This is a genomic window from Ureibacillus xyleni, from assembly GCF_900217795.1.
In the GTDB taxonomy this organism is placed as follows: Bacteria; Bacillota; Bacilli; order Bacillales_A; family Planococcaceae; genus Ureibacillus; species Ureibacillus xyleni.
This window is the reverse complement of sequence record NZ_OBMQ01000009.1, coordinates 122,309-148,358: the sequence shown is the minus strand read 5'-3', so window position 1 is coordinate 148,358 and position 26,050 is coordinate 122,309. Positions and strand designations below refer to the sequence as shown.

The following is a 26,050-nucleotide window of genomic DNA, read 5'->3' as shown; positions in this document are numbered from 1 at the left end:
TATTATTTTTGAACTTTCTATTATTGAGGTACTTTTTTCTATTATCTAGCCTAAATTTTCTATTATTAGTGTAATTTTTTCTATTATTCCCCCTATTTTTTCTATTTTTTTTGAACTTTCTATTATTGAGGTACTTTTTTCTATTATCTAGCCTAAATTTTCTATTATTAGTGTGATTTTTTCTATTAATCCCTTGAATTCTTCTATTATTTTTGAACTTTCTATTATTGAGGCACTTTTTTCTATTATCCCCCCTAAATTTTCTATTTATCAACCACCATTTCTATTATTAGAACATGTTCGTCAATTTCACCTCAAAAAAAACAGGCCCTCAGTATCCCTGAGAGCCCGTTTACATCATTTTATTTTAAGTTATAGAACGTTTTTAATCCTAAGTATTGAGAAGTCACACCAAGTTGATCTTCAATACGAAGAAGTTGGTTGTATTTAGCAACGCGGTCTGTACGAGATGGAGCACCTGTTTTGATTTGACCAGCGTTTGTTGCAACTGCGATGTCGGCAATAGTTGCGTCTTCTGATTCGCCTGAGCGGTGAGAAATGACAGCCGTGTAGCCTGCACGTTTCGCCATTTCGATTGCATCAAAAGTTTCTGTTAACGTACCGATTTGGTTAACTTTAATTAAGATTGAGTTACCTACACCTTGCTCGATACCTTGAGAAAGTTTTGCAGTATTCGTAACGAATAAATCGTCACCTACTAATTGTACACGTTTGCCGATACGCTCAGTTAGAAGTTTATGACCTTCCCAATCGTTTTCATCTAAACCATCTTCAATTGAGATGATTGGGTATTTTGAAGTTAACTCTTCATACCAATCAACCATTTCAGCAGATGTTTTTTCTACACCTTCACCAGCTAATACATATTTACCTTTTGCATCGTCGTAAAGTTCAGAAGATGCTACGTCTAGAGCAAGGCGTACTTCTTCACCTGGTTTGTAGCCAGCACGTTCGATTGCTTCTAAGATAACTGTGATTGCTTCTTCATTTGAACCTAAGTTTGGCGCGAAACCACCTTCGTCACCTACTGCAGTATTGTAGCCTTTTTCTTTTAATACTGCTTTTAAAGTATGGAAGATTTCAGCACCGATGCGTAATGCGTGACGGAAAGATTCTGCTCCAACAGGCATTACCATAAATTCTTGGATGTCTACGTTGTTATCCGCATGAGCACCACCATTTAAGATGTTCATCATTGGTACAGGAAGTTGTTTTGCGTTCACTCCACCAAGGTATTGGTATAAAGGAATGTCTAAATAGTCAGCTGCAGCATGAGCTACTGCTAAAGATACGCCTAGGATTGCATTAGCACCTAATTTACCTTTATTTTCTGTACCATCAAGCTCGATTAATGCTTGATCAATTACTACTTGATCAAGCACTGAATAGTTGCCTTCTAGTTCTTCCGCAATAAGTGTGTTTACATTTTCAACAGCTTTTAATACACCTTTCCCAACGTAACGAGATTTGTCACCATCACGTAATTCAACTGCTTCATATTCACCAGTTGATGCACCAGATGGAACGATTGCACGACCAAAAGCACCTGATTCTGTAAATACTTCTACTTCTACTGTTGGGTTACCACGAGAGTCTAACACTTCGCGAGCATAAACTTGAGTAATAAATGGCATAAATAATCTCCCCTATCTCTTTTTCAACGATTAAAATAATGGCTTACCTGTCATTTCTTCTGGTTGTTTTACATTTAACAATTTTAACATAGTTGGCGCTAAATCTGCCAAAATCCCACCATCTCTGACAACAATATCTTGTTTTGTCACAATTACTGGAACTGGGTTCGTTGTATGAGCTGTCATTGGTTCACCTTCAATTGTTACTACCTCGTCTGAATTCCCGTGATCGGCCGTAATAATTGCAGCCCCACCTTTAGCTAGTATAGCGTCTACAACTTTTCCTAAACATTCATCTACTGCTTCAATCGCTTTGATTGTCGGTTCAAGCATTCCACTGTGCCCTACCATGTCTGGGTTCGCAAAATTTAAGATGATGGCATCGAACTTATCTGCTTCAATTTCTTTAAGTAGTGCATCCGTTACTTCATATGCACTCATTTCTGGTTTTAAATCATATGTAGCTACTTTTGGTGAGGCAATTAGTATGCGCTCTTCACCTGGGAATTTTGCTTCACGTCCACCACTCATAAAGAAAGTAACGTGAGGATATTTTTCAGTTTCGGCAATTCGAAGCTGTGTTAAACTATTTCTAGCAATTACTTCACCAACAGTATTAACTAAATCAATATTTTCAAAAGCAACTTCAGCGTTTACATCAACACTATAGTGAGTAAAGGATACAAATTTTAAATTTTTCGGATGCTTTTCAGAAAGTTTCAAGCCGATAAATTTTTCATTTGTAAATACCGTTGAAAGTTGAATTGCACGGTCTGGTCGGAAGTTGAAGAAAATTACTGCATCATTCGTATCAATTGTAGCTACTGGCTTTCCTTCTTCTGTAATCACAAATGGAATGACAAATTCATCATTTACCTCACGGGAATAAGAAGATTCCACACCAATTTTCGGTGTAACCGCAGTATGACCAATTCCATCGACTAATGCCTTATATGTTAGGTCTACCCGTTCCCATCTTTTATCACGGTCCATTGCGTAATAACGACCATGAATAGAAGCAAATTTCCCGACACCAATTTCATTCATTTGTTTTTCTGTTTCTTCGATGTATTGTAAGGCTGTAGTTGGTCCAACATCACGACCATCTAAAAATCCGTGTACAAAAACATCATCTACACCATTTGCTTTTGCTAGTTTTAATAGGGCGAAGAGGTGCTCGTAATGACTATGAACACCACCATCTGAAAGTAACCCCATTAAGTGCAATTTTGAATTATGCGCTTTTACATGTTCAATTGCTTGTAAAAACTTTTCATTTTTATAGAAATCGCCATCGCGAATTGATTTATGAATTCGTGTTAAACTTTGATACACAATACGGCCTGCACCAATGTTTAAGTGACCGACTTCTGAGTTTCCCATTTGGCCATCTGGAAGACCAACCGCTTCTCCACTTGCTGTCAAAGTGGAGTGAGGGTATTGTTCCCAGTATCGGTCAAAATTTGGCTTTTTACTCTGAGCTACTGCATTTCCGAATATTTCATCACGAAATGCAAAGCCGTCTAAAATAATTAATGCAACAGGTTGTTTAGGCATCTTGACTTGCCGCCTCCAATATCTTTAAATACGATGCGACTTCTAAGCTTGCACCACCTACAAGCGCACCATCTATATGTTCTTTCGATAATAATTCTTCTATGTTTTCAGGTTTTACGCTACCACCATATTGAATGCGAATTTCGTTTGCAGCATCTAGTCCAAATAACTGACCTACTGTTTTACGAATAAACCCACATACGTGATTCGCATCATCTGCTGTAGCCGTTTTACCTGTCCCAATCGCCCAAATTGGTTCATAGGCAATGACCATATGTTTCACTTCTTCAGATTTAAAACCTTCTAAAGCTTTCGTCACCTGGTATACAACTTTCGCTTCTGTTTTACCAGCTTCTTTTTCTTCTAACGTTTCACCACAACAAATAATTGGAACAATTCCTTGAGAAATTGCTGCTCCTACTTTTTTGTTAATAGCTTCATCTGTTTCATTGAAATATTCACGGCGTTCAGAATGGCCTAGGATTACATAATCAACGTGAATAGAAGACAGTTGGGCAGGACTAACTTCTCCAGTAAAGGCGCCTTCATTTTCATAGTGCATGTTTTGTGCACCAATGGCTAAGTCTGTCTCAGTTGCAATATCAACTAGTGTCGGTAAATAAATAGCTGGAGCACAAATAACTGAATCCACTTTTTCTGCAGAAGGAATTTTGTCACGTACTTCTTCAGCAAAATCCACTGCCTCATCAAAGCTTTTATACATTTTCCAGTTTCCTGCAATAATTGGTTTACGCATGAATTGGCCTCCTTATTTATCGTTTAATGCTACAATACCCGGAAGTTCTTTACCTTCCATAAGTTCTAGGGAAGCTCCTCCACCTGTTGAGATGTGATCCATTTTTTCTGCCACACCAAATTTTTCTACTGCTGCCGCTGAGTCGCCACCACCAATTACTGTGTACCCTTCTGTTTCAGCCATCGCATTTGCAACAGTTTTCGTTCCGTTTGCAAAAGGCTCCATTTCGAACACACCCATTGGACCATTCCAAATAATTAATTTTGATTGCTTAATGATGTCTGCATATTTTTCAGCTGTTTTTGGACCGATATCAAGCCCCATCCACTCTTCTGGAATTTCATTAATATCGACAACTTTTGTTTGGGCATCTTTTGAGAATTCATTGGCTACAACTGCATCGATTGGCATATGAAGTTGTACGCCTTTTTCTTTTGCTTTTTCAATAAAGCCGCGCGCTAATTCAATTTTATCTTCTTCTAATAAAGACTTCCCAATGGAGTAACCTTGTGCTTTTGTAAATGTAAAGGAAAGACCTCCACCGATAATTAAATGATCCACTTTATCAAGTAAGCTTTCAATAACACCAATTTTGTCTTTCACTTTTGCGCCACCGATAATTGCTGTAAATGGTCGTTCTGGATTGGATAATGCTTTTCCTAATACTTCCAATTCTTTTTCCATTAAAAGTCCAGACACTGCCGGAACAAACTTTGCAATGCCTTCAGTTGTTGCATGAGCACGGTGAGCAGCGCCAAATGCATCGTTTACATATATATCTGCTAATTTAGCAAAGGCTTTTGACAATTCCTCGTCATTTTTTTCTTCGCCTTTATGGAAACGAACATTTTCTAATAACACAATGTCGCTATCTTTCATTTCAGCAACTACTGCTTCAACTGTATTACCAATTGATTCATCCAACTTTGTTACAGGTTGTCCAATTAATTCACTTAAGCGAACTCCAACCGCTGTTAAACGCATGTCTTCTTTTACTTCACCTTTTGGACGACCTAAATGAGAAGCTAAAATAACCTTTGCTCCTGCATTTACAAGTTCTTTAATTGTTGGAAGTGCAGCACGAATACGCGTATCGTCTGTAATCTCCCCGTTTTCCATTGGTACGTTGAAATCCACTCGAACAAATACACGTTTACCTTTTACATCTACATCTTTCATCGTCTTCTTTAAAAACATTGAAGAAAACCCTCCTTCAAAATTGAGTAGCGATTATTTATATTATTTTTTCATTTTTGCAATAGTTTATTGTAAGGTTAAAGCGTCTCCTTTTATTCTTACAATAAGAAATCTCTGAAAAAAAGAAGAAGCGATGGGTACTTTTTATCCCACGCTTCTTTACCCTTCACCATTATAAATGGTAATAATTATAAAGGCTATACTTTTTATACTCTATTAGTGAATAATGTCACATATTCTTAAAAAGTATGTCACATTTCGCGGTTATTTTGATTGTTGAGTAATATATATAGCTAGATCCATTAATCGATTTGAATAACCAATTTCATTATCGTACCAAGCTAATACTTTAATCATATTATTATCTAATACCATTGTTGATAAGCCATCCACTGTAGAAGAATGTTTATCACCATTATAATCAATTGAAACTAGAGGTAATTCATTGTATCCTAGAATACCTTCAAGTGCACCCTCTGCAGCTTCTTTTAACGCATTATTAACTTCCTCAACTGATACTGTTGTATTTAATTCTGCTACTAAGTCGACACACGATACGTTCGGTGTTGGAACACGCATTGAGAAGCCATCCAGTTTACCTTTTAATTGTGGTAATACTTTCGCAACAGCAACGGCAGCACCTGTTGTAGTCGGAATCATTGAAACTGCTCCTGCACGTGCGCGACGTGGGTCACTATGCGGAAAATCTAAAATTCGTTGATCATTTGTATAAGAGTGAATTGTTGTCATTAATCCACGTTTAATACCGAATTTTTCATCTAGGATTTTAGCAACTGGAGCTAAACAGTTTGTTGTACAAGATGCATTGGAAATTACGGTTTGAGATGGATCGTATTCTGTATGGTTTACTCCCATAACATATGTTGGCATTTCGCCTTTTGCTGGAGCTGACAAAATCGCTTTCTTAGCACCTGCTTGAACATGTTTCGAAACATCTTCCATCGATCTAAAACGTCCTGTAGACTCGATGACAATATCGATATCAAGTTCACCCCAAGGTAAATTTGCAGGGTCTTTTTCAGATAAAACTTGAACACGTTTACCATTTACGATAAATGCATCATCTTCTGATAGTACTTCCCCATCAAAGATACCATGCACAGAATCATATTTTAATAAATGAGCTAACTGGTGTGCATCAGTTAAATCATTTACAGCCACTACTTCGAATTCACTATGGTTAATTGCCTCACGAAATACTAGTCTTCCAATACGTCCAAATCCGTTAATTGCGATCTTAATAGCCATGTTTGTTTCCTCCAATATATTTATTTAAAATTTCAAAAGACCATCTTTTACAGTTTAGCCTGATGAAAACTTTATTAACCCTCTAGGATTGCATTTGCAGCTCCTTCATCGGTAATTAATACCGTATGTTTTGCCGCAATGTTAAAGTATGCACGAATTGCCTTAGCTTTATTAGCTCCTCCTGCAACTGCAATGATGTTTCGACTATTCTTTACTTGCTCCAATTGAATACCTATTGAATTGATCTGATAAATAATTTCACCATTTATATCAAAATAATATCCAAATGCTTCTCCTACTGCTTGTTTATCACGCAATATGGCAATTATTTCATTGTCAGTATGTCTTCTTACTGCCATTTCTTTGGCGTTACCTATACCATGAATTACAAAATGGACTTCTTCGTATAAATCAATAATTTCCTTAATAACAGGCTCTTTCTTCATTGTTTCATATGCCGTTTGACTCAAATGCTCTGGTAAATATAGTGTTTTACTATTGGCATGAGATTTTGATGCAAATTGTGACACTAACGTATTTGCCTGGAGCTCCAACTCATCCCCAATACTTCCTCGTGCTGCAATAAAAGTTAAGCTACTTACTGACTTTACTGGCGCTAAAAAGTCTGCTAGTGCAGCAACTGTACTTCCTCCTGTTATTGCAACAAAATCATCATTTTTTGCATGTTCTATTAAAAATGAAACTGCTTCTTTTCCGATAAGCTGTTTAACGTTTGAATCGTCCTCTAAATTTCCGGGTACAATAATGACTCTTTGAATTCCTAAAATATGCGCTAATAATTTTTCCTTTTTTAGTAGACCTGAAATTTCTTGAAATACCTCTTTCAACTGTTCTAACATGTGATTTCCATGTGCTGTACAAATCATTCCCTTTTGAGTGATTTCAATTAATTGTTGGTTTTTTAAAATTTCTGTTTCGTTTCTTACTACTCTTTCAGTAATTTTTAATGTATCAACAATGGATCTTCTTCCTATTGGTCCTGATACAGAAATCATTTGTAGTATGCGATATCTGAGTTGAAATATTGAAATAACTTCAGGAACGACGGTTGCGAAAGCTTCTTGGGGAAAATGTCTGTTCAAATATATTACCTTCTTTTTGCCGGGACTTTTTTGCCCCATTATATTAAAAATGTCCCATGTGAAGTAAAAAAATACCCGATACCATAATTATACAACTTTTATTTATATTATTGAAGTGATTCGAGTAATGTGACATAATCTAAATTTCCATATTGCACTATTTTCCCCTCTTTTTCTACAACTGGGATCATTAGCATGTATTTTTCATGGGTTTCCTCATTGTCTTCGATATTAATGATTTCAATGTCGAATTCTACATCTTCTTGCACCATTTTTAAAACCAATAACCCGTCATTACATAATGAACAGTTTGGCCGACTATAAAATTTAATTTTCATAATATGTTCCTCCTATTTTTTAGCATGACAAATTTCCATTGAATAATCAAATAAAACTTACACAAACTAATTTTGTACGTTTTTGTACGACTATTGAATTTGGAGGAATAAATAATGGAAAACCAATTTATGAATGAATCTCAAGCAATGCAAGGAAACATGCCTCTATCAATGAATCACGGTGCACATGAAGTTTTAGATGTTCATGAGGTACTAAGCGCAGCAATTGGCGCAATGAATACGTTTATCTTTTTCCGTCCCCATGTTCAAGATCCAGAGCTTCTAAATATTTTGGATAGACAATATGCATTTATGCTTGATGAGTACAACATTACGGCAGAGTGTTTTAAAACTGGACAAGATCCAAGTCATCCAACTCGTTCTTATAAAATGCAAATGGGCAATGATTCAAAATACGGCTTAACACCGGGTCAACCAAAGAAACCAATGCAATCTGCAAATGAAATTAACGACGGCATTATTTCTGGTTTCCTTTTAAGCTGTCATAAAACAGGTGCATCTGGTAAAACAATGGCTGCACTCGAAGCAACGAACCCTGTAGTGCGCCGTGTTTTACAAGATTCAGTTCCGAACTGTATTGAAATGGCTTATGAACTTTCATTATGGCAAAACAAACAAGGTCTATACCAAATCCCTCAACTATCTCCACAAGATATGCAAACAATGCTAAACATGTACGGCCAAGCAGAAAAAGCAAAAGATATGCCGAACTAATTAGTAATGTTTAAACCGGGCAAAAATATTGCTCGGTTTTTAATATACATTTAAAAATCCATTTGATGGCCAATAACAACCATCAAATGGATTTCTATTGTCTATAAAACTTTCCCTAAAAAAGCTTTTGTTCGTTCGTTTTGTGGATTTCCGAATAATTGTTCAGGCTCACCCTGTTCAACGATGAAGCCGCCATCCATAAACACAACACGGTCTGCAACTTCTCGCGCAAAGCCCATTTCGTGAGTAACAACAACCATTGTCATTCCTTCAAGGGCTAGCTGTTTCATAACATCTAACACTTCATTTACCATCTCTGGATCTAGTGCAGAAGTTGGTTCGTCAAACAGCATCACTTTTGGTTTCATGGCTAATGCACGGGCAATTGCAACACGTTGCTGTTGTCCACCTGATAATTGCTGTGGATAATTATCAGCTTTTACACGTAATCCTACTTTGTCCAATAATTCCAGAGCTAACTTCTCAGCATCAGGTTTTGTCATTTTACGAATAAGCATTGGAGCCATTGTAATATTATCTAATACCGTCATATGTGGGAATAAGTTAAACTGCTGGAAAACCATCCCAACTTCAGTTCGAATCTCATTAATATCTGTTTTAGGGTCGTTTACTTTTACCCCATCAATATAAATCGAGCCATCAGTTATTTCTTCTAAAAGATTAATACATCTTAAAAAAGTACTTTTTCCTGAACCAGATGGACCTATCACACAAACTACTTCTTTTTCTTTAATTTCGTAGTCTATACCTTTTAATACCTCAAGCTTATCAAAATACTTGTGTAAATTTTCAACTTTAATCATGCTTCAACCCGCCCTTCTTTTTTCTTACGCGGATTGTAACTATTACTAAATCGTCGTTCGACATAAGCAACAACTTTAGTTACTAAATACGTCAAAATTAAGTATAAAAGTGCAGCTACTAAGTATGGCTCCCAGAAACGGTTATACGCACCTGCTACAACCTTTGCCGCATATAAAATATCGTTTGCAGCGATTACTGTTACTAATGATGAATCTTTTAACAATGCAATAAATTCATTTCCTAGCGGCGGAATCATACGACGGAAAGCTTGTGGTAAGATGATTTTGCGCATCGCTTGACTATGCGTTAACCCTAGTGAACGAGCAGCTTCCATTTGCCCTTTATCGATCGATTGGATACCAGCTCGGATAATCTCTGCGTTATATGCAGCACAGTTTAAGATTAATGCAGTAATACCTGAAACCATAAACCCGTATGATTGACCAAAAATAGCTGGGATTAACGCTAAATGAATAATTAAAATCTGTACCAACATTGGAGTTCCGCGAAACAGGTCTACATACAATTTTGAAGGCCAGTAAATCCATTTTTTCTTTGATGTTTCCCCTAATCCGATCAAAACACCAAGGAAAATACCACCTACATAACCACAAATCGTTAGTAAGATTGTTACCCATATCCCACGTAAAAAGAGCTCACGGTAGTTCCAGATTATGTCCCAGCGTAACTCTAAGAAGTCCATCTGAAACACCTCCAATTTTCTATTCTAGTTCTTGTCCTGTAATTTCTGCTAATTTACCACTATCTTTAATTTTTTGAAGACCTTCATTTAATATATCTAAAACTTCTTTGTTCCCTTTTTTCACCATGAATGCATAATATTCTTTAGCAAATGCATCATCTTCAATCACTTTAAGTTTTGCATCCGGGTTATTTTTTAAATACTCGAATACTACTGCGTTATCACCAATAGCAGCTTCTGCTGTACCGTTAATTACTTCTTGAATGGCAATTGGTAAATTTTCATATGCCATAATGTCCGGGTTCGTTTCGCCTAGTAAGTCTTTTGCAGCAACGTGACCAGTTGAGTTAATTTGAACTGATACTTTTTTACCTTTTACATCTTCAGCTGAAGTAACTGATGAGTCTTCTTTTACTACAAGAACTTGTGTTGCTTCGTGATACGGCTCAGTAAAATCGAATGTTTCTTTACGTTCTTCTGTAATTGTAATACCTGAAGCTCCAAAATCTAGCTCCCCATTTTGAACTTGTTGGAATACTGGTTCCCAACCAACATTGCGGATTTCGTATTCAATTCCAAGTTCTTCTGTCATTGCATTTAAAATATCTACATCTAAACCAACAACTTCTCCTTTATCGTTCATATATTCGAAAGGAGCAAAAGTAGCTTCAGTACCTGCTACGATTTTCGTAATTTTTTCTCCTTCACCAGCATCACCACTCGTTGATACTTTTGTATCAGACTCACTTGTACCACATGCAGCTAACATAAGCGAGGATGCTGTTAGTAGCATTCCTAATTTGAACATTCCTTTTTTCTTAAACATTGTATGATCCCCCTAATTTGTAATAGTGCAATATTCTTAGTTTTAAACCTAGTAATATATATACCAATTATATAAACTTCAAAATTATTATACAACAACAAATTTTCGAAAAATATGAACTAATATTTTAATAAAGTTAAATAAATCTTACTTAGATGCTAAAATTTAAACTTATTCGAGCTCACAAACTTTATTTTGAAAAAATTTCCTATCTTCAAAATTCTCTTGAAATACAAAAAAATTACATAAATAAAAAAACAACCGTATAAAAATACGATTGTTCTATCTATGTGAATATATTATTTGAAAAATTTTAGGAAAAAATTGTTTAACATGAATGAATTAAGGATAAAATGAATTGGTACAGTAATACATTTTATCCTTTATTTTTCATTCCCTTTTATATTTTACCAGGCTGCTAAACTAATAAAATCATAAAAGGTTTGCTATTATAATATATATTTTGAAACAGTAAAATGGCGCCCTCGGAGGGAATCGAACCCCCAGCGGAAGAACCGGAATCTTCAGTGTTATCCATTACACCACGAGGACAATTAATAAAGTAAAATTTACCCGAACCGCTAAAGAAACATTTAATGCTTACGAAGGTCTAAACCATAAATCTCAAATTACGACTTTTCTATTATACAAACAACTACTCCACAATTCAACTATAAAGTTAAAGAAATCAACTTTTATTTGTTTAAGTTAATGTGACCATCTCTTTATATTGAAAACAATTAAAATAATGGAGTTTATATTTGACCTTTCTTGACTATTCTGTGTATGATATTGTTACAGCTGATACATATCAGCACGTAGCAAATTAATAAAACACCTTTATTAAGGAGGATTTTACAATGAATTTAATTCCTACAGTTATTGAACAAACAAACCGCGGTGAACGTGCATACGACATTTACTCAAGACTTTTAAAAGATCGTATCATTTTATTAGGTAGTGCAATTGACGATAATGTTGCAAACTCAATCGTTGCACAATTACTTTTCCTAGCAGCAGAAGATCCAGATAAAGATATCTCATTATATATTAATTCACCAGGCGGTTCTATCACAGCAGGTATGGCCATTTTTGATACGATGCAATATATCAAGCCACAAGTTTCTACAATCTGTATCGGTATGGCGGCATCTATGGGGGCATTTTTACTTGCTGCAGGTGAACCGGGTAAACGTTTTGCTTTACCGAATGCTGAAGTAATGATTCACCAACCTCTAGGGGGAGCTCAAGGTCAAGCAACAGAAATTGAGATTGCAGCTAAACGCATTTTATTCTTACGCGACAAATTAAATACAATTTTATCTGAGCGTACAGGTCAACCATTAGAAAAAATTGCACAAGATACAGACCGTGACAATTTCATGACAGCAGAACATGCAAAAGAATATGGATTAATTGACCATATTATTTCACGCAGCTCTGATAAAGCGTAATTTCATAATATTAATTGGTGAAGGAAATGGAAAACTCCCTTCACCAATTTTTTTAACACGAAAAAAAGGTGGTGTCTCTATCACGGTGAGACACCACCTTTTTACATCTGTCGCAGGCTTTCGATGTAGTAGTTTGACCGTCTTAACTATTATTTTAAGAATATTTGGTATGGTCTTTTCTTATAACTATGCGCCTGTCGCAAGCTTTCGGCGCAGAAAAGGTGGTGTCTCTATCACGGTGAGACACCACCTTTTTACATCTGTCGCAGGCTTTCGATGTAGTAGTTTGACCGTCTCAACTATTACTTAAGAATATTTGGTATGGTCTTTTCTTATAACTATGCGCCTGTCGCAAGCTTTCGGCGCAGAAAAGGTGGTGTCTCTATCACGGTGAGACACCACCTTTTTACATCTGTCGCAGGCTTTCGATGTAGTAGTTTGACCGTCTCAAATCCCGTATGAGACGGTCAAACAATGCGAGCGTTTTCAAAATATGACATACTTATTCTTCTTTTTCAATAAGTGTAGCTAACCCTTTTATAGCTTCGGTCTCATCTTTACCGTCAGCAATTAACGTAACTGCTGTACCTCTAGCAATAGCTAAACTCATAATACCCATAATGGATTTTGCATTTACTTTTTTCTCTTCTTTTTGTAAATACACTTCTGATTTATAGCGATTTGCTTCTTGAACAAATAAGGCGGCTTGACGTGCCTGTAATCCTGTTTTTAATTTTACTTCCACAGTGGTTTCAACCATTTTGCGATACTCCCTTTCATACCGATCATCTGTATAATTTAATCTTATCTAAATTGTATGAAAAGAACAATGTTAGATTCCTACAATTTTAAATATATTATTTTATCATTTCCCCACGTCTTAGTGCTTCTGCTATTTCATCAATTTTTCTTAAACGATGATTTACACCTGATTTACTTACTGTACCGGTTGAAACCATTTCACCAAGTTCTTTTAATGTCACGTCTTGATATTCAACACGTAGTCTTGCAATTTCCCGAAGTTTTTCTGGGAGTTGATCTAGACCAATGGCATTATCGATAAATCGAATATTTTCAACTTGCCGTATTGCTGCACCGATCGTTTTGTTCAAGTTTGCTGTTTCACAGTTAACAATACGATTCACGCTATTTCGCATATCACGGACAATGCGAACATCTTCAAACTTTAACATTGCTGTTGTGGCACCGACAATTCCTAAAAAATCAGAAATTTTTTCCGCTTCCTTTAAATAGGTTACAAATCCTTTTTTTCGCTCGATTGTCTTGGCATTTAAATTAAATTGATTCATTAAGTCAGCTAGGGCTTCACCATGCTCTTTATATAAAGAGTAGATTTCTAAATGATATGATGATGTTTCAGGGTTGTTAACAGAGCCACCTGCTAAAAAAGCACCACGCAAATAGGCACGTTTTTGATTTCTACTTCCTAAAATTGAATTTGATAATGCATGGTTTAATTGATAGTCTACTGATAATATATCTAAATCTGATAGTATTTCACGAGCACCTTCGCGAATACGGCAAATGTACACATTATTTTTCTTTAAACGCATCTTTTTTCGAACTAATAGCTCTACATTATAAGGATATAGCTTTTTTACAATTGTATATAAACGTCTAGCAATCGCAGCATTTTCCGTCTGAACGTCTAAACTTAGTTGTCGATTAGTAAATGATAATGTACCATTCATTCGAATGAGAGCAGAAACTTCAGATTTTAAACAGGCATCATCAGCTTCAACTTGTGTTAATTCTTTTTTTGTTTCGGAAGCAAATGACATCTCTTCCCCCCCTTTCAATATGTATGACGAATATTATCATATCAAATAATCGTGTACAGGTCTTTGTTAACTTTTAACATTGGATGCATAGTCGTAAAGCCATTTTGCAATTTTTCCTGCTTCATGTCGCACTACTCCTGTATGAATCGTTGCAATTTCCTTTTGAATTACTTCAAGCCCCATATTCTTTAATTTCTCAATATCAAATTTTACCGGTTCTGCATTTTCTTCTTTATAGTTTTCTTTTATAGGGATTGGTAGTTCAATATTATTCACTAAAATGGCGTCTAAACAAGGCATCCCAACATGGTCATATATTGCCTGCACATGATCTGTTGCTCGGTAGTGAATTGTTTCGCCTTTTTGTGTCATTAGGTTGCAAATGTAGATTCGTTTTGCTTTAGCATGGATGAGTGCCTTCCCAATTTCTTTTACAAGTAGATTCGGAATAATACTTGTATACAAACTACCAGGACCAACTAAAATAAAATCTGCATTTTCAATAGCACGGATTGCTTCAGGTAGTGGTTTCACATTGTTAGGAACTAAATATACCCGTTTTATTGGCGAAGGGGAGCTAGGAATTTTCGATTCACCTTCAATGATCGTTCCGTCCACTAACTCTGCATGCAACGTAATTTTTTTATTGGCTGCAGGAATTACTTTTCCGTGAACTTTTAATACCTTACTCATTTCTGCGATTGCATGGCTAAAATCTCCCGTAATATCTGTTAAAGCAGTAAGCATTAAATTACCTAAGGAATGTCCACCTAGATCAACAGACTGTGAAAAACGATACTGAAACATCTGTTCAACAAGTGGTTCAGTATCAGATAGTGCTGCAATCACATTTCTTATGTCCCCAGGTGGAGGAATATCGTAGTCATCACGAAGGCGTCCAGATGAACCTCCATCATCTGCAACTGTTACAATTGCAGTAATATTAAACGGATAGTTTTTTAATCCGCGTAACATTGTAGAAAGTCCTGTACCTCCCCCGATGACTACAATATTCTGTTTTCTTTTCTTCATTACTTCAATCCTTTCTACGATTGATATCACGGTGAGTAATAGCTGTTTGGTAGTTATTACTTAGAAGTTCACCAAAATGTTCCGCTAATGTAACAGATCGATGCTGTCCTCCCGTGCAACCAAAGGCGATGACCAATTGAGATTTCCCTTCATTGATATACTGTGGAATCATAAATTTAAATAAATCAGTTAGTTTTCCAATAAGTTCCTGCGTTTCTTCAGAAGCTAAAACATACGAAGATACCTCTGTTTGCAACCCTGTTTTATGACGTAATTCCTCAACATAATATGGGTTCGTTAAAAAACGAACATCAAAGACTAAATCTGCATCAATCGGTATTCCGTTTTTATATCCGAAAGACATAACATTAATTGAAAATTTCGGACTACCTGAGTTGGAGAACTCTTTACCAATTCGTTCCCTTAACTCTCTTGGTTTCATTTGAGAAGTGTTATATACAAACTTTGCTCGACCTTTTAATTCAGCGAGCAATTCTCGTTCTTTTTGAATTCCTTCAAGTGGTAATCCTGTTGGTGCTAGAGGGTGTGATCTTCGGGTTTCCTTATATCTTCTTACTAACGTTTCATTATCTGAATCTAAAAATAGAACACGGGTATGGACATATGCTTCCTTCTCTAATAAATCTAGGGCATCAATTAATGAATCAAAAAACTCCCCACCGCGCATATCCATTACTGCAGCAATGCGAGTAATGTGTCTTTCGGATTCTTTCATTAAAGCTAAAAATGTTGTTAATAATTCAGGGGGTAAATTATCAATACAATAATAGCCTAAATCCTCAAAGCTCTGAACCGCTACAGTTTTTCCTGCTCCTGACATTCCTGTAATAATGACTACCTCATGTGTATAGCTATGACTATTACCCATGATGATCATCTCCTCTATTTTAGTTCATTTGAATTTTGTATTTTCTGTGCAAGAAGCTCAAAATCCTTTGTATAAACAAAAGTACCATATTGTGTTCCTTCATTTAATGCTGCATAAAGTAAATTTACACGGTCACCTTCAGCCATTGGTAGTTTATGAATACTTTCGATTGGATGCCATTCTAATACACCCTCTCTTGTTTGTGTAAAAGGCTCTCCTTCTATTCCATGGGCCACAAAAGTAAATAGCATCCATTCGTCAACTTTTTCATCACCATCTTTAATGACCATTGTATAGACACCTTTTAAATGTACATTCTTTGGCGTTACATTTGTCTCCTCAAAAAATTCTCGAGTAGCGGACTCATAAATTGATTCTCCGCTTTCCATCTTTCCACCCGGAGCAACATACCAACCTCTTCTCGGCTTTTTTAGTAGTAGTACTTTTCCGTCTTGAATTGCTAACAAATTTGCGATCCTTTGCATCATTTACACCTCAAATCATTGGTTACTCCTTTTATTTCATTATAACTGTTGGAATGACTTCGTTACAAAATAATACGTTTACAAAATATTAGACATGCCTAAGAAAGCTGCGAGGCTAACTCGTCCTCCAAGATTTCTGCATAGAAAAGCCATGTTTGTTTCCATGACACAAAAAAGGGTTGCTTCCAAAATGGAGGCAACCAAATTTTATGTTAAAAAAGGGGGTTACAGTTTTATACCCCTTATTATACTTGCACATTGTTGCAACGAAGTTACAGAATAATTAAAAGGTTATTACTATTGGCTGATTTTCTCTTTTAACTCTTCAACATATACTTGTGCCGTTTGAGCAGCAATACTTCCATCACCTGTTGCAGTAACAATTTGACGAAGCGTTTTATCACGAACGTCACCCGCTGCAAAGATACCTTTTACGGAAGTTTCCATTTTCTCATTTGTTACTACATATCCATGTTCATTTAAAATACCTAAATTTTCAAATGGCGCAGTTAAAGGATCCATTCCAATGTATACGAAAACTCCATCCGTTGGGAATTCTTGTTCAGTTCCATCAACAGTTGATACAAGGGTTACGCTTCCTACCTTGCCGTCTTTTTCATTGATTTCTTTAATTGTTGAATTCCATATAAAATCAACTTTTTCGTTTGCAAAGGCACGGTCTTGTAAAATTTTTTGAGCACGTAATTTATCACGGCGGTGAACAATTGTTACTTTATCTGCAAAACGTGTTAAATATACACCTTCTTCAACAGCAGAGTCCCCTCCACCTATAACTACTAGATTTTTTTGTTTAAAGAATGCACCATCACACACTGCGCAATAACTTACACCACGTCCGCCAAGTTCTTTTTCACCAGGTACGCCGATTTTTTTGTATTCAGCACCCGTTGAAATAATGATTGAACGAGTTTTGTATTCTTTTGAGCCTGCTTTTAAAACTTTATATTCTTCACCGTCGATAATTTCCGAAACATCCCCATAAGCATATTCTGCTCCGAATTTTTTCGCATGCTCAAACATTTTTGTAGAAAGTTCAGGGCCTAAAATTGTTTCAAAACCTGGATAGTTTTCTACTTCTTCTGTATTTGCCATTTGACCACCAGGAATACCACGCTCAATCATTAATGTAGAAAGATTTGCACGTGACGTATAAACTGCTGCAGTCATACCTGCTGGACCTGCTCCGATAATAATTACGTCATAAATTTTTTCTTCTGTCATGAAAAAGCCTCCCAATTTGAAGATATTGCACGTAGCTCTATTTATATTACCATTTCAATCCTATGCCAATTAATTTGTAACTTCAAATAGTTTGCCTACTTTGAATCAAAAGGTAAAAATTGAACAAGTTCTTCAATATATTTTGATAACGTTGCTACTGATATACCGTACTTTTTTGCGTAATGTTTTTTTGTAATTTTTTCGCTATTAATTGTCGAGTAAAACATATATTCAACGGATGCTGCTAAAGCTTTAATATTTTTAAATTCATAAGATTCTTTCAAGGCTCTTTCACTCAGCACAAACCACATTTGAAATAAATATTGAGATTCAATTGTAATCGTTCCACATTTATTATAAAGTTCCTCAGCTACTTCCATTGAACGAACAAAAAGTTTTTCCAATGAATTATTTTTGTCAAATGTGTGTTTTAGCGCATAAGCAAGACATAGTTTTTCCACACCACTATACTTAGCAAGATCAATCAATTTAGGATGCGCGATTATTTCTTGCTTATGAGCAGATTTACTTAATAAAAAGAAGCCAAACATTCGATGAGCACTATATTTGCTATTAATTTTCTCAATTATTACTTCACGATTTTGCTCTAATGAATTGACATCTGTCTCTTCAGTAATATGCAACCACGGTTCAAACCCTTCTTTAGAGGGATCCATTTCAACGAGGGTTTTCCATGCAGCTTTTCCTTCTTCAACTCGACCACTAAAATATGCAGATTGTGCTAACCAGAAATAAAAACCAGCATCCCCTAAGTAGCCACGTTTTTTCATGCTTTGAAGCCATTTATAAGCTAGCTCATTCTGTCCAACAAGGGCGAGTGTTGCTCCTAATTTATAACGATTTTCCCAGTCATATGGATTAATCTTCTTCAAAACTTCTAGCAATGCTATAAGTTCTTCATCATTTTTTTCATAATACGCAACGACCGTTAAGTTACAAAGTGCATGTAAATTGCCATGGTTCTCTCGTAGAACAGTATGTAACAGTGCTTTAGATTGTTCTGTTTCTCCTACATAAAAATAAGCCAATGCTAAATTGTTATAGGCTGGCCATAGATCAGGATAAGTTTCGATTATTTGTTCTAACACTTCAATCGCTCCAGGAAAATTTCCATCTTCCATTAAGCGTCGAGCTTTTTCTTGGACAATCATTTTTTGTGATTCTTCATCATCTAAAAACTCAACTTCATTTTCTTCATACTGAACAAAATCTAAAATGTCTTCCGCTTCCTGTACATACATTCCATCTGGTTCCATTTGTAAATACATTTCGGCATATTTTTGAGCGTCTCGCATTAATCCGATACAACCTGATATTTCAGCTAAAAAGAAAACATGTTCCGCTTCACTAGGCTCAAGACTATATGCAGTATGAATCAGTTCATATGCTTTTTCGAAATTTTGCGCTTCCATCTCTAAAATGCCAAATTGCATTAACACATGGGCATCGTCTGGACTAAGCTCCGCAGCACGCTTCATATATTTATAAGCCTTATCCATTTGATCTTTATCTATGGCTTTAAGTGCTTTATTAAAGTAATAATCGCCATCAGGAATAAATGGTACGACATTATTCAGTTTTTCTTTTCGACGCTTTTTTTCCAAGTTAAATCCTCCGAACATGAAAATAGGAACGTATGTTGAGTACGTTCCTTTAACAATTAATTTTATTATAACACAATTAAGTTAATAGTCATTATAATCATGTTCGTAATAATCTATTTTCAAACCTAACTTTTTGTACTTGCTCTTTTTTCTTCATGACGGCTTTTAAGTACACCAAGAACATCATAAACATCAATTTTTTGTTCTTGCAATAATACTAATAGGTGGTAAATTAAATCTGCAGCTTCCCATTTCACTTCTTCTGCGTCGCGATTTTTTGCACCGATAACAACCTCAGTTGCTTCTTCTCCAACTTTTTTACAAATTTTATCGATTCCTTTGTCAAATAAGTATGTAGTGTAAGCACCTTCTGGCATATCAATTTCACGTTGACGTATCACTTCTACAAGCTCATGAATAATGTCAACGGATCCAACACTTTGTTTTTCTGCAATTGTTTCTGTAAAACAAGAAGTCGTACCATTGTGACATGCTGGTCCTGTAGGTAAAACTTCTACAACTAATGCATCTTTGTCACAATCCGCTTTAATTGAAACAACCTTTTGTGTATTACCACTTGTTTCCCCTTTGTGCCAAAGCTCATTACGAGAACGCGAGAAAAACCAAGTTTCACCTGATTCAATTGTTTTTTGTAATGATTCTTCATTCATATAAGCAACTGTTAATACTTCTTTGCTTTGTGCGTGTTGTACAACAGCAGTGATTAATCCTTTTTCGTCAAACTTTAATCCTTCAATCATCTTACACATACTCCTTTTTCTCTAAGGTGCGCTTTTACTTCTGCAACGCTTGTCTCTTTGTAATGGAAAATTGACGCTGCTAATGCTGCATCTGCATCCACATCTTGTAGAACTTCCACAAAGTGTTCAGCATTTCCTGCGCCACCGCTTGCAATTACTGGCACAGTTACAGCATCACGCACTGCTTTTGTTAGCGCTAAATCAAAACCAGACTTTTCACCATCTTGGTTCATACTTGTTAATAATATTTCACCTGCACCTAAACGAACAGCCTCTTTTGCCCATTCAACTGCTTGCCAGTTTGTTTTATTACGCCCACCATGAGTATACACCATCCAAGTTCCATCTTCTTCACTGTAACGCGCATCAATGGCAACAACAATACACTGGGCACCAAAGAAATCAGAACCTTCTTTAATAAGCTCTGGTCTTTCTAAAGCGGAAGTATTGACAGATACTTTATCTGCTCCAGCGCGTAAGATTCGCTTCATATCGTCAAGAGTACGAATACCTCCACCAACAGTAAAAGGAATGGCAAGAGTTGCAGCAGTTTGTCTTACAACGTCCACCATTGTTTCACGGCCTTCATGGGAAGCTGAAATATCTAAAAATACTAATTCATCGGCACCTTGTTCATCGTAAAATTTCGCAAGTTCAACAGGGTCTCCGGCATCACGAAGTTCTACAAATTGAATCCCTTTTACAACTCGTCCTTCTTTTACATCAAGGCAAGGAATAATACGTTTTGTTAACATGCAAGCACCCCCACACCATTTAGCCATTGTTCAAGTAAAAACACGCCGAATTCTCCTGATTTTTCAGGGTGGAACTGCATGCCGCAAACAGAACCTGCTTGCACAACACCAGGTACTTCAACGCCAAAGTAATCGGCGCTTGCTACTAGTTGTTCGCGATCAATGTTTGCCCCGTAGAAGGAATGAACAAAATATACATATTTACTCTCAGGTAGCGTTTTGTTTTCTAGCCAATTGGGAAGTGTTTGGAACTCTAACGTATTCCATCCCATATGTGGCACACGGTATTTTCCAAACTCGCTATCACCTGAGAATCTCGTAATTTTTCCTTTAAAGAAGCTAAAACCTTTTGTTGGGGTTACTTCTTCACTTTCCTCAAATAGCAATTGCATCCCAAGGCAAATTCCAAGTAGGGGCTTTTTCGCATCTACTTGCTGGCGGATAAACTGGTCTAAACCTGTTTCAGATAAACGTTTCATTGCATCAGGGAAGGCCCCTACACCTGGTAAAATTAATGCATCTGTTGCAGCTAGTGTGACAGGATCTGCTGAAACGACTACTTCACAATTCAAACGTTTTAAAGCTTGTTCAACACTGAATAAATTACCCATTCCATAATCAATTACACCAATTATCATGTTAAAAGTCCTTTCGTTGACGGTACGCCTTTCACACGAGGATCAATTTGTACCGCATCATCAATTGCACGAGCTAGCGCTTTAAAAATAGCTTCTATAATATGATGCGTATTTTGACCATAAGGAACAATGACGTGAACATTCATACGAGCTTCTAATGCAAATTTCCATAAGAATTCATGTATAAGTTCTGTATCAAATGTTCCAACTTTTTGTGTTAATGCCGGCTCAACACGATATTCAAGATGAGGACGATTTGAACAATCAATCACTACTTGGGCTAATGCGTCATCCATTGGAACAAATGCATTACCATAACGTTTAATACCTTTTTTATCACCTAAAGCTTCACGAACTGCTTGACCTAACACGATACCGATATCTTCTGTTGTATGATGGTCATCAATGTGTGTATCACCATCTGCAATAATTTTACCATTAAATAAACCGTGCTTTAAAAACAAATCAAGCATGTGATCCATGAAAGGGACACCTGTATTTACTTCTGCTTTACCATCACCATCTAAATCAATTTCCACTAAAATTTTAGTTTCGTTCGTTTTACGCTCAATTGTTGAAATTCTACGTTTTAATTCCGTCATATTATTTATCTCCTTTAGACCAGCCACGAGATTCTACAGCACGGGCATGTCCTTCTAATCCTTCCATTCGAGCAAGTCGTGCAATTTTCGGTGCACTTTCTTGCCATGTTTGTTCACTATAATAAACGACATTAGCACGTTTGATAAAGTCATCAACATTTAAGCCACTTGCAAAACGCGCTGTACTGTTTGTTGGTAAAACGTGATTTGTACCTGCAAAATAATCTCCTACTGGTTCTGAACTATAACGCCCTACAAAAATAGCACCAGCATGGCGAATTTTCTCTACGTCACTTTCGGCATTTACAGTTACTACTTCTAAATGTTCAGGCGCTAATGAATTTACTGCTTCTATTGCTTGCTCCATTGACTCAGCAATATAAATTTGACCAAAGTTTTCAATCGATTTACGTGCAATAGCCTCACGTGGAAGTTGGCGCAGTTGTTTCTCTACTTCCTCAGCAACCTCATTTGCAAGTCGTTCACTTGTTGTGATTAATACAGCACATGCTAAAGCATCGTGTTCAGCTTGAGATAAAAGGTCAGCTGCTACTTCATCCGCGTAAGCCGAGTCATCTGCAAGAACGGCAATTTCACTTGGTCCAGCAATCATATCAATTGCTACTTCCCCAAAAACTTCACGTTTTGCTAAAGCAACATAAATATTTCCAGGACCAGTAATTTTGTCAACTGGAGCAATCGTCTCAGTTCCATAAGCAAGAGCCGCTATTGCTTGTGCTCCACCAACTTTATAAATTTCATTCACTCCAAGAATGGATGCTGCGACTAATACTGCATCTGGTAATTTGCCGTCTTTTCCAGCTGGTGATGTAATGACAATACGCTCTACTCCTGCAACTTGAGCAGGAATTACATTCATTAAGACTGAAGAAGGATATGCTGCAGACCCCCCTGGTACATATAATCCAACAGCATCGAGTGGAATAATACGTTGTGCTAACCAAGATCCGTTAGATAGTGGCAATTTATAGCCTTCTCTTTTTTGCGCCTCGTGGTAGTAACGAATGTTTGCCGCTGCTTCTTCTAAATCACTTTTTAATTGTTCATCAAAGTTTGCTACAGCTTCTTCAATTTCCTGCTGAGAAACTCGGAAGGTATCTAGTTTAATACCATCCCACATTTCACTATATTTTCGAACAGCTTCATCACCATTTTCACGTACATCTTGAAGCACGTTGCGAACTGTTTTTAATTGGTCTTCATTTCCACTTTCAAGCTGTCTTTTTAAAGAAATGTTGTTTGTTAATTTTGTAATTTTCACAAGTCGTCCTTCTCTCTAATTAACAAATTTTTTTAATCGAGTCACTAATTCTTGGATCCGCGCACTTTTCATACGGTAGCTTACTGGATTGGCAATTAGTCGGGATGAAACATCTGTAATATGTTCATATTCAACAAGGCCATTTTCTTTTAAAGTGCGTCCAGTTGAAACAATATCAACAATTCGATCTGCTAAGCCAATCATTGGTGCTAATTCAATGGAACCATTTAACTCGATGATTTCCACTTGTTCTCCAATTTCTTTATAATAGTTCATCGCAATATTTGGATATTTTGTAGCAATACGTGGAGCAATCTCGTTCATTGTTGTGTTTGGTAATCCAGCAGATGCAATATAACACTGGCTAATTTTTAAATCTAGCAACTCATGCACATTTCTTTTTTGTTCTAATAGTGTATCTTTCCCAGCAATTCCAATGTCAGCTACTCCATGTTCTACGTATACTGGTACGTCTGTTGGTTTTGCCAAAATAAAACGAATTTTCTCTTCAGGTATTTCGATCATTAGTTTACGAGACATTTCTACTTCCTCTGGTAAATTAAAACCGACATCGATTAACATTTGATATGCTTCTTCAAAAATTCGACCTTTTGGCATTGCAATAGTTAATTCACTCATTATGCTAAATCCTCCTGGCTAACATAAACAACCTGACCAAATTGTTTCGTAAATGCTTCTTCATTGATTAATCCATTTTTCGATTGCAAAGTCACACGTTTTCCTTCTTCACGTAAATTGTTTGCAATTTGAAGAGCCTTCATATATTCAAGTTCATTGAATATAACAGCAACTGTTTCGTCCTCAGTTTCTTTTGAAGGTAAAACCTCTAGTAGTCGGTCAATTCGAATCCCAAAGCCTGTTGCTCCTACTTCACTTCCAAAATGATGAAGTAACCCATCATAACGTCCACCATTTCCTAATTCAAATCCACTACCTTCAGCAAATACTTCAAATAGCATACCAGTGTAGTAGTTCATATGGCTTGAAAGTGTAAAATCAAGGGCAACATATTGAGATAAATCTGCCGCTTTAATTAACTCTATTAATTGTTGCATATATTCTAAAGCATCGTTTTTACGAACATACTTCTCAATTTCTTCAATTGATGCGAAAGTAGTTGCTTCATTAATAAATTGTAACAATGCATCTGATTTTGTTTTAGGTAAATGGAAAGTCTCTACCGCTTCTTCAAACCCTACATAATTTCGATCTACTAATAGTTTACGAAGCGTACTTGCTTGTTCATCGCTCTCTGTATAATCTTTTAAAATGCAGTTTAAGACACCTGCGTGACCAATCGTAATTTTGAATGATTCTATTCCGAATGATTGAATTAAATGAATTGCAGTAATAATCACTTCTGCATCAGCAAAAACAGTACTATCACCAATTACTTCAATACCCATTTGTCCAAACTCAGCTGGTCGGCCACCTTCAGTTTGTTGTGCACGAAACACGTTGGCAAAGTATGCAAGACGCAAAGGGATTTTTTCTTTTAATAATTTTGATGTAGCTACACGTGCAATTGGTGTTGTCATATCAGGTCTAAGTACAAGAGTGTTTCCTTGACTATCAACTAATTTAAAAAGGGATGCATCGTAAATTGCAGATGCTTTTCCGACTGTATCAAAATATTCTAAGCTTGGCGTTTCAATAAAATCGTATCCACGAGCGCGTAAAAATTTTCTTCCTGTTTGTCGAACAGTTTCGATTTTTTCATAAATTACCGGAAATGTATCACGCATTCCTAGCGGTTTTTCAAACATTTTTAAAGACATCAAAATCCACATCCTACCATTTTTACTTTAGTACACTAGAGAATTAGATAACTAGAGAGTTAGTTTATGAAAGTATTGTATCTAATTCTTAAAAGAACGTCAACTCAAGTTGTAAATAAAAGGAGTCTAGCCCTTTTTATTATACCTTTAAAAGAAAAAACTCACTATTCGAAATATAGTGAGTACAAGATTAATGTTGATTATTATTTATTCCTCTTTCTATCTGCCATCTGTTCAGCAGTATAAATGATTTTCATTGGGTTACCCCCCACCATACTACCTGCTGGAACATCTCGATGTACAAGAGTAGCTGCAGAAACAATGGCACCATCTCCAATTTCTACGCCTGGTAGTATTGTAGAATTTGCACCAATCATTACTTCACTGCCAATTTTTACATCGCCCAAACGATATTCTTCTATTAAATATTCATGGGCAAGGATTGTTGTGTTATATCCGATAATTGTATTGTTCCCAATCGAAATTCTCTCAGGAAACATAGAATCCGGCATAACCATTAATGCTAAAGAAGTTTTGTCACCAATTTTCATATGTAAAAACGTTCGATAAATCCAATTTTTCATAGCCATAAATGGAGTAACTCGCCCAATTTGTATAAATATGAAACACTTAACTACTTTCCAAAATGAAACAGTCTTATAAACTTTCCATAAAGAGTTTGCACCTTGTACTGGATATCGCTCCGTTTTCCTCATAAA

At 36.2% G+C, this 26,050-nt stretch carries 27 protein-coding genes and 1 tRNA gene; 2 read left to right on the top strand and 26 right to left on the bottom strand.

Annotated elements, in window-relative coordinates:
• Positions 1 to 362 precede the first annotated feature (362 nt).
• From eno to CRO00_RS13675, 7 genes are all read right to left on the bottom strand, one after another.
• Positions 363 to 1,655: a phosphopyruvate hydratase gene (gene eno / locus CRO00_RS13705; RefSeq protein ID WP_097074228.1), complete on the bottom strand. Its 1,293-nt coding sequence runs from the start codon at positions 1,653 to 1,655 to the stop codon at positions 363 to 365.
• A 30-nt stretch (positions 1,656 to 1,685) separates the two neighbouring features.
• Entirely contained in the window at positions 1,686 to 3,212 is a 1,527-nt protein-coding gene (gpmI, locus tag CRO00_RS13700) for a 2,3-bisphosphoglycerate-independent phosphoglycerate mutase (RefSeq protein ID WP_097074227.1), read from the bottom strand.
• Positions 3,205 to 3,969 (bottom strand): triose-phosphate isomerase, encoded by a 765-nt coding sequence (tpiA, locus tag CRO00_RS13695; protein WP_097074226.1) that lies wholly within the window; start codon positions 3,967 to 3,969, stop codon positions 3,205 to 3,207. Before tpiA ends, gpmI begins: the two co-directional genes overlap by 8 nt.
• A gap of 12 nt (positions 3,970 to 3,981) precedes the next feature.
• Positions 3,982 to 5,166: a phosphoglycerate kinase gene (locus CRO00_RS13690; protein WP_097074225.1), complete on the bottom strand. Its 1,185-nt coding sequence runs from the start codon at positions 5,164 to 5,166 to the stop codon at positions 3,982 to 3,984.
• Between the two features lie 264 nt (positions 5,167 to 5,430).
• Complete coding sequence (gap, locus tag CRO00_RS13685) at positions 5,431 to 6,435, bottom strand: type I glyceraldehyde-3-phosphate dehydrogenase (protein ID WP_097074224.1); 1,005 nt, start codon at positions 6,433 to 6,435, stop codon at positions 5,431 to 5,433.
• Between the two features lie 74 nt (positions 6,436 to 6,509).
• Positions 6,510 to 7,538, bottom strand: coding sequence for a sugar-binding transcriptional regulator (locus CRO00_RS13680; RefSeq protein ID WP_237658423.1), 1,029 nt, complete (start codon positions 7,536 to 7,538; stop codon positions 6,510 to 6,512).
• Between the two features lie 107 nt (positions 7,539 to 7,645).
• The gene (locus CRO00_RS13675; RefSeq protein ID WP_097074222.1) at positions 7,646 to 7,876 is read right to left on the bottom strand and encodes a glutaredoxin family protein; all 231 of its coding nucleotides are present in this window, start codon (positions 7,874 to 7,876) and stop codon (positions 7,646 to 7,648) included.
• A gap of 114 nt (positions 7,877 to 7,990) precedes the next feature.
• Here CRO00_RS13675 and CRO00_RS13670 point away from each other — a divergent pair, with 114 nt between their 5' ends.
• Positions 7,991 to 8,611 (top strand): spore coat protein, encoded by a 621-nt coding sequence (locus tag CRO00_RS13670; protein WP_097074221.1) that lies wholly within the window; start codon positions 7,991 to 7,993, stop codon positions 8,609 to 8,611.
• 101 nt (positions 8,612 to 8,712) lie between these two features.
• Here CRO00_RS13670 and CRO00_RS13665 read toward each other — a convergent pair whose 3' ends face one another.
• From CRO00_RS13665 to CRO00_RS13650, 4 genes are all read right to left on the bottom strand, one after another.
• Positions 8,713 to 9,435 (bottom strand): amino acid ABC transporter ATP-binding protein, encoded by a 723-nt coding sequence (locus CRO00_RS13665; protein WP_097074220.1) that lies wholly within the window; start codon positions 9,433 to 9,435, stop codon positions 8,713 to 8,715.
• Positions 9,432 to 10,139, bottom strand: a complete 708-nt coding sequence (locus CRO00_RS13660) for an amino acid ABC transporter permease (RefSeq protein WP_097074219.1) — start codon at positions 10,137 to 10,139, stop codon at positions 9,432 to 9,434. The genes CRO00_RS13665 and CRO00_RS13660 overlap by 4 nt, the downstream gene beginning before the upstream one ends.
• Before the next feature lie 19 nt (positions 10,140 to 10,158).
• Positions 10,159 to 10,965 carry a basic amino acid ABC transporter substrate-binding protein gene (locus tag CRO00_RS13655; RefSeq protein WP_097074218.1) on the bottom strand — a complete coding sequence of 269 codons (807 nt, stop codon included), beginning with the start codon at positions 10,963 to 10,965 and terminating at the stop codon, positions 10,159 to 10,161.
• Positions 10,966 to 11,442: 477 nt separating this feature from the next.
• Positions 11,443 to 11,517 (bottom strand) — tRNA-Arg (locus CRO00_RS13650).
• Between the two features lie 308 nt (positions 11,518 to 11,825).
• Here CRO00_RS13650 and clpP point away from each other — a divergent pair.
• Complete coding sequence (clpP, locus tag CRO00_RS13645; RefSeq protein ID WP_097074217.1) at positions 11,826 to 12,419, top strand: ATP-dependent Clp endopeptidase proteolytic subunit ClpP; 594 nt, start codon at positions 11,826 to 11,828, stop codon at positions 12,417 to 12,419.
• Between the two features lie 502 nt (positions 12,420 to 12,921).
• On the opposite strand, the gene CRO00_RS13640 is transcribed toward clpP, so the two are convergent.
• The 15 genes from CRO00_RS13640 to CRO00_RS13570 all read right to left on the bottom strand — a co-directional run bounded on the left by CRO00_RS13640 (position 12,922) and on the right by CRO00_RS13570 (position 26,047).
• Positions 12,922 to 13,179: an HPr family phosphocarrier protein gene (locus CRO00_RS13640; RefSeq protein WP_097074216.1), complete on the bottom strand. Its 258-nt coding sequence runs from the start codon at positions 13,177 to 13,179 to the stop codon at positions 12,922 to 12,924.
• Positions 13,180 to 13,276: 97 nt separating this feature from the next.
• Positions 13,277 to 14,221 carry a DNA-binding protein WhiA gene (gene whiA, locus CRO00_RS13635; protein ID WP_097074215.1) on the bottom strand — a complete coding sequence of 315 codons (945 nt, stop codon included), beginning with the start codon at positions 14,219 to 14,221 and terminating at the stop codon, positions 13,277 to 13,279.
• Between the two features lie 66 nt (positions 14,222 to 14,287).
• Positions 14,288 to 15,253, bottom strand: coding sequence for a gluconeogenesis factor YvcK family protein (locus CRO00_RS13630; RefSeq protein WP_097074214.1), 966 nt, complete (start codon positions 15,251 to 15,253; stop codon positions 14,288 to 14,290).
• 4 nt (positions 15,254 to 15,257) lie between these two features.
• Positions 15,258 to 16,142 (bottom strand): RNase adapter RapZ, encoded by an 885-nt coding sequence (gene rapZ, locus CRO00_RS13625; RefSeq protein ID WP_097074213.1) that lies wholly within the window; start codon positions 16,140 to 16,142, stop codon positions 15,258 to 15,260.
• 14 nt (positions 16,143 to 16,156) lie between these two features.
• The gene (locus CRO00_RS13620; protein ID WP_097074212.1) at positions 16,157 to 16,627 is read right to left on the bottom strand and encodes an 8-oxo-dGTP diphosphatase; all 471 of its coding nucleotides are present in this window, start codon (positions 16,625 to 16,627) and stop codon (positions 16,157 to 16,159) included.
• A 297-nt stretch (positions 16,628 to 16,924) separates the two neighbouring features.
• Positions 16,925 to 17,869 (bottom strand): thioredoxin-disulfide reductase, encoded by a 945-nt coding sequence (trxB, locus tag CRO00_RS13615; protein WP_097074211.1) that lies wholly within the window; start codon positions 17,867 to 17,869, stop codon positions 16,925 to 16,927.
• Between the two features lie 95 nt (positions 17,870 to 17,964).
• On the bottom strand, positions 17,965 to 19,494 hold the full coding sequence (locus CRO00_RS13610; protein WP_097074210.1) for a tetratricopeptide repeat protein: 1,530 nt from the start codon (positions 19,492 to 19,494) through the stop codon (positions 17,965 to 17,967).
• Positions 19,495 to 19,619: 125 nt separating this feature from the next.
• Positions 19,620 to 20,255: a bifunctional phosphoribosyl-AMP cyclohydrolase/phosphoribosyl-ATP diphosphatase HisIE gene (hisIE, locus tag CRO00_RS13605; RefSeq protein WP_202615677.1), complete on the bottom strand. Its 636-nt coding sequence runs from the start codon at positions 20,253 to 20,255 to the stop codon at positions 19,620 to 19,622.
• Complete coding sequence (hisF, locus tag CRO00_RS13600; protein WP_097074208.1) at positions 20,252 to 21,010, bottom strand: imidazole glycerol phosphate synthase subunit HisF; 759 nt, start codon at positions 21,008 to 21,010, stop codon at positions 20,252 to 20,254. Before hisF ends, hisIE begins: the two co-directional genes overlap by 4 nt.
• Entirely contained in the window at positions 21,004 to 21,648 is a 645-nt protein-coding gene (gene hisH, locus CRO00_RS13595) for an imidazole glycerol phosphate synthase subunit HisH (protein WP_097074207.1), read from the bottom strand. Before hisH ends, hisF begins: the two co-directional genes overlap by 7 nt.
• Positions 21,645 to 22,250 carry an imidazoleglycerol-phosphate dehydratase HisB gene (hisB, locus tag CRO00_RS13590; RefSeq protein ID WP_097074206.1) on the bottom strand — a complete coding sequence of 202 codons (606 nt, stop codon included), beginning with the start codon at positions 22,248 to 22,250 and terminating at the stop codon, positions 21,645 to 21,647. The genes hisH and hisB overlap by 4 nt, the downstream gene beginning before the upstream one ends.
• 1 nt (position 22,251) lies before the next feature.
• Positions 22,252 to 23,532: a histidinol dehydrogenase gene (gene hisD / locus CRO00_RS13585; RefSeq protein WP_097074205.1), complete on the bottom strand. Its 1,281-nt coding sequence runs from the start codon at positions 23,530 to 23,532 to the stop codon at positions 22,252 to 22,254.
• A 15-nt stretch (positions 23,533 to 23,547) separates the two neighbouring features.
• Positions 23,548 to 24,171, bottom strand: a complete 624-nt coding sequence (gene hisG, locus CRO00_RS13580) for an ATP phosphoribosyltransferase (RefSeq protein WP_097074204.1) — start codon at positions 24,169 to 24,171, stop codon at positions 23,548 to 23,550.
• A complete protein-coding gene (locus CRO00_RS13575) occupies positions 24,171 to 25,334 on the bottom strand; it encodes an ATP phosphoribosyltransferase regulatory subunit (protein WP_097074203.1) in 1,164 nt (387 codons plus the stop codon). The genes hisG and CRO00_RS13575 overlap by 1 nt, the downstream gene beginning before the upstream one ends.
• A 200-nt stretch (positions 25,335 to 25,534) precedes the next feature.
• The gene (locus CRO00_RS13570) at positions 25,535 to 26,047 is read right to left on the bottom strand and encodes an acyltransferase (protein WP_097074202.1); all 513 of its coding nucleotides are present in this window, start codon (positions 26,045 to 26,047) and stop codon (positions 25,535 to 25,537) included.
• Positions 26,048 to 26,050: the final 3 nt, after the last annotated feature.

Coding starts and splice junctions, on each gene's coding strand:
- eno (WP_097074228.1), bottom strand. CDS start 1,655: ATGCCATTTATTACTCAAGTTTATGCTCGCGAAGTGTTAGACTCTCGT.
- gpmI (WP_097074227.1), bottom strand. CDS start 3,212: ATGCCTAAACAACCTGTTGCATTAATTATTTTAGACGGCTTTGCATTT.
- tpiA (WP_097074226.1), bottom strand. CDS start 3,969: ATGCGTAAACCAATTATTGCAGGAAACTGGAAAATGTATAAAAGCTTT.
- CRO00_RS13690 (WP_097074225.1), bottom strand. CDS start 5,166: ATGTTTTTAAAGAAGACGATGAAAGATGTAGATGTAAAAGGTAAACGT.
- gap (WP_097074224.1), bottom strand. CDS start 6,435: ATGGCTATTAAGATCGCAATTAACGGATTTGGACGTATTGGAAGACTA.
- CRO00_RS13675 (WP_097074222.1), bottom strand. CDS start 7,876: ATGAAAATTAAATTTTATAGTCGGCCAAACTGTTCATTATGTAATGAC.
- CRO00_RS13670 (WP_097074221.1), top strand. CDS start 7,991: ATGGAAAACCAATTTATGAATGAATCTCAAGCAATGCAAGGAAACATG.
- CRO00_RS13665 (WP_097074220.1), bottom strand. CDS start 9,435: ATGATTAAAGTTGAAAATTTACACAAGTATTTTGATAAGCTTGAGGTA.
- CRO00_RS13660 (WP_097074219.1), bottom strand. CDS start 10,139: ATGGACTTCTTAGAGTTACGCTGGGACATAATCTGGAACTACCGTGAG.
- CRO00_RS13655 (WP_097074218.1), bottom strand. CDS start 10,965: ATGTTTAAGAAAAAAGGAATGTTCAAATTAGGAATGCTACTAACAGCA.
- clpP (WP_097074217.1), top strand. CDS start 11,826: ATGAATTTAATTCCTACAGTTATTGAACAAACAAACCGCGGTGAACGT.
- CRO00_RS13640 (WP_097074216.1), bottom strand. CDS start 13,179: ATGGTTGAAACCACTGTGGAAGTAAAATTAAAAACAGGATTACAGGCA.
- whiA (WP_097074215.1), bottom strand. CDS start 14,221: ATGTCATTTGCTTCCGAAACAAAAAAAGAATTAACACAAGTTGAAGCT.
- CRO00_RS13630 (WP_097074214.1), bottom strand. CDS start 15,253: ATGAAGAAAAGAAAACAGAATATTGTAGTCATCGGGGGAGGTACAGGA.
- rapZ (WP_097074213.1), bottom strand. CDS start 16,142: ATGGGTAATAGTCATAGCTATACACATGAGGTAGTCATTATTACAGGA.
- CRO00_RS13620 (WP_097074212.1), bottom strand. CDS start 16,627: ATGCAAAGGATCGCAAATTTGTTAGCAATTCAAGACGGAAAAGTACTA.
- trxB (WP_097074211.1), bottom strand. CDS start 17,869: ATGACAGAAGAAAAAATTTATGACGTAATTATTATCGGAGCAGGTCCA.
- hisIE (WP_202615677.1), bottom strand. CDS start 20,255: ATGATTGAAGGATTAAAGTTTGACGAAAAAGGATTAATCACTGCTGTT.
- hisF (WP_097074208.1), bottom strand. CDS start 21,010: ATGTTAACAAAACGTATTATTCCTTGCCTTGATGTAAAAGAAGGACGA.
- hisH (WP_097074207.1), bottom strand. CDS start 21,648: ATGATAATTGGTGTAATTGATTATGGAATGGGTAATTTATTCAGTGTT.
- hisB (WP_097074206.1), bottom strand. CDS start 22,250: ATGACGGAATTAAAACGTAGAATTTCAACAATTGAGCGTAAAACGAAC.
- hisG (WP_097074204.1), bottom strand. CDS start 24,171: ATGAGTGAATTAACTATTGCAATGCCAAAAGGTCGAATTTTTGAAGAA.
- CRO00_RS13570 (WP_097074202.1), bottom strand. CDS start 26,047: ATGAGGAAAACGGAGCGATATCCAGTACAAGGTGCAAACTCTTTATGG.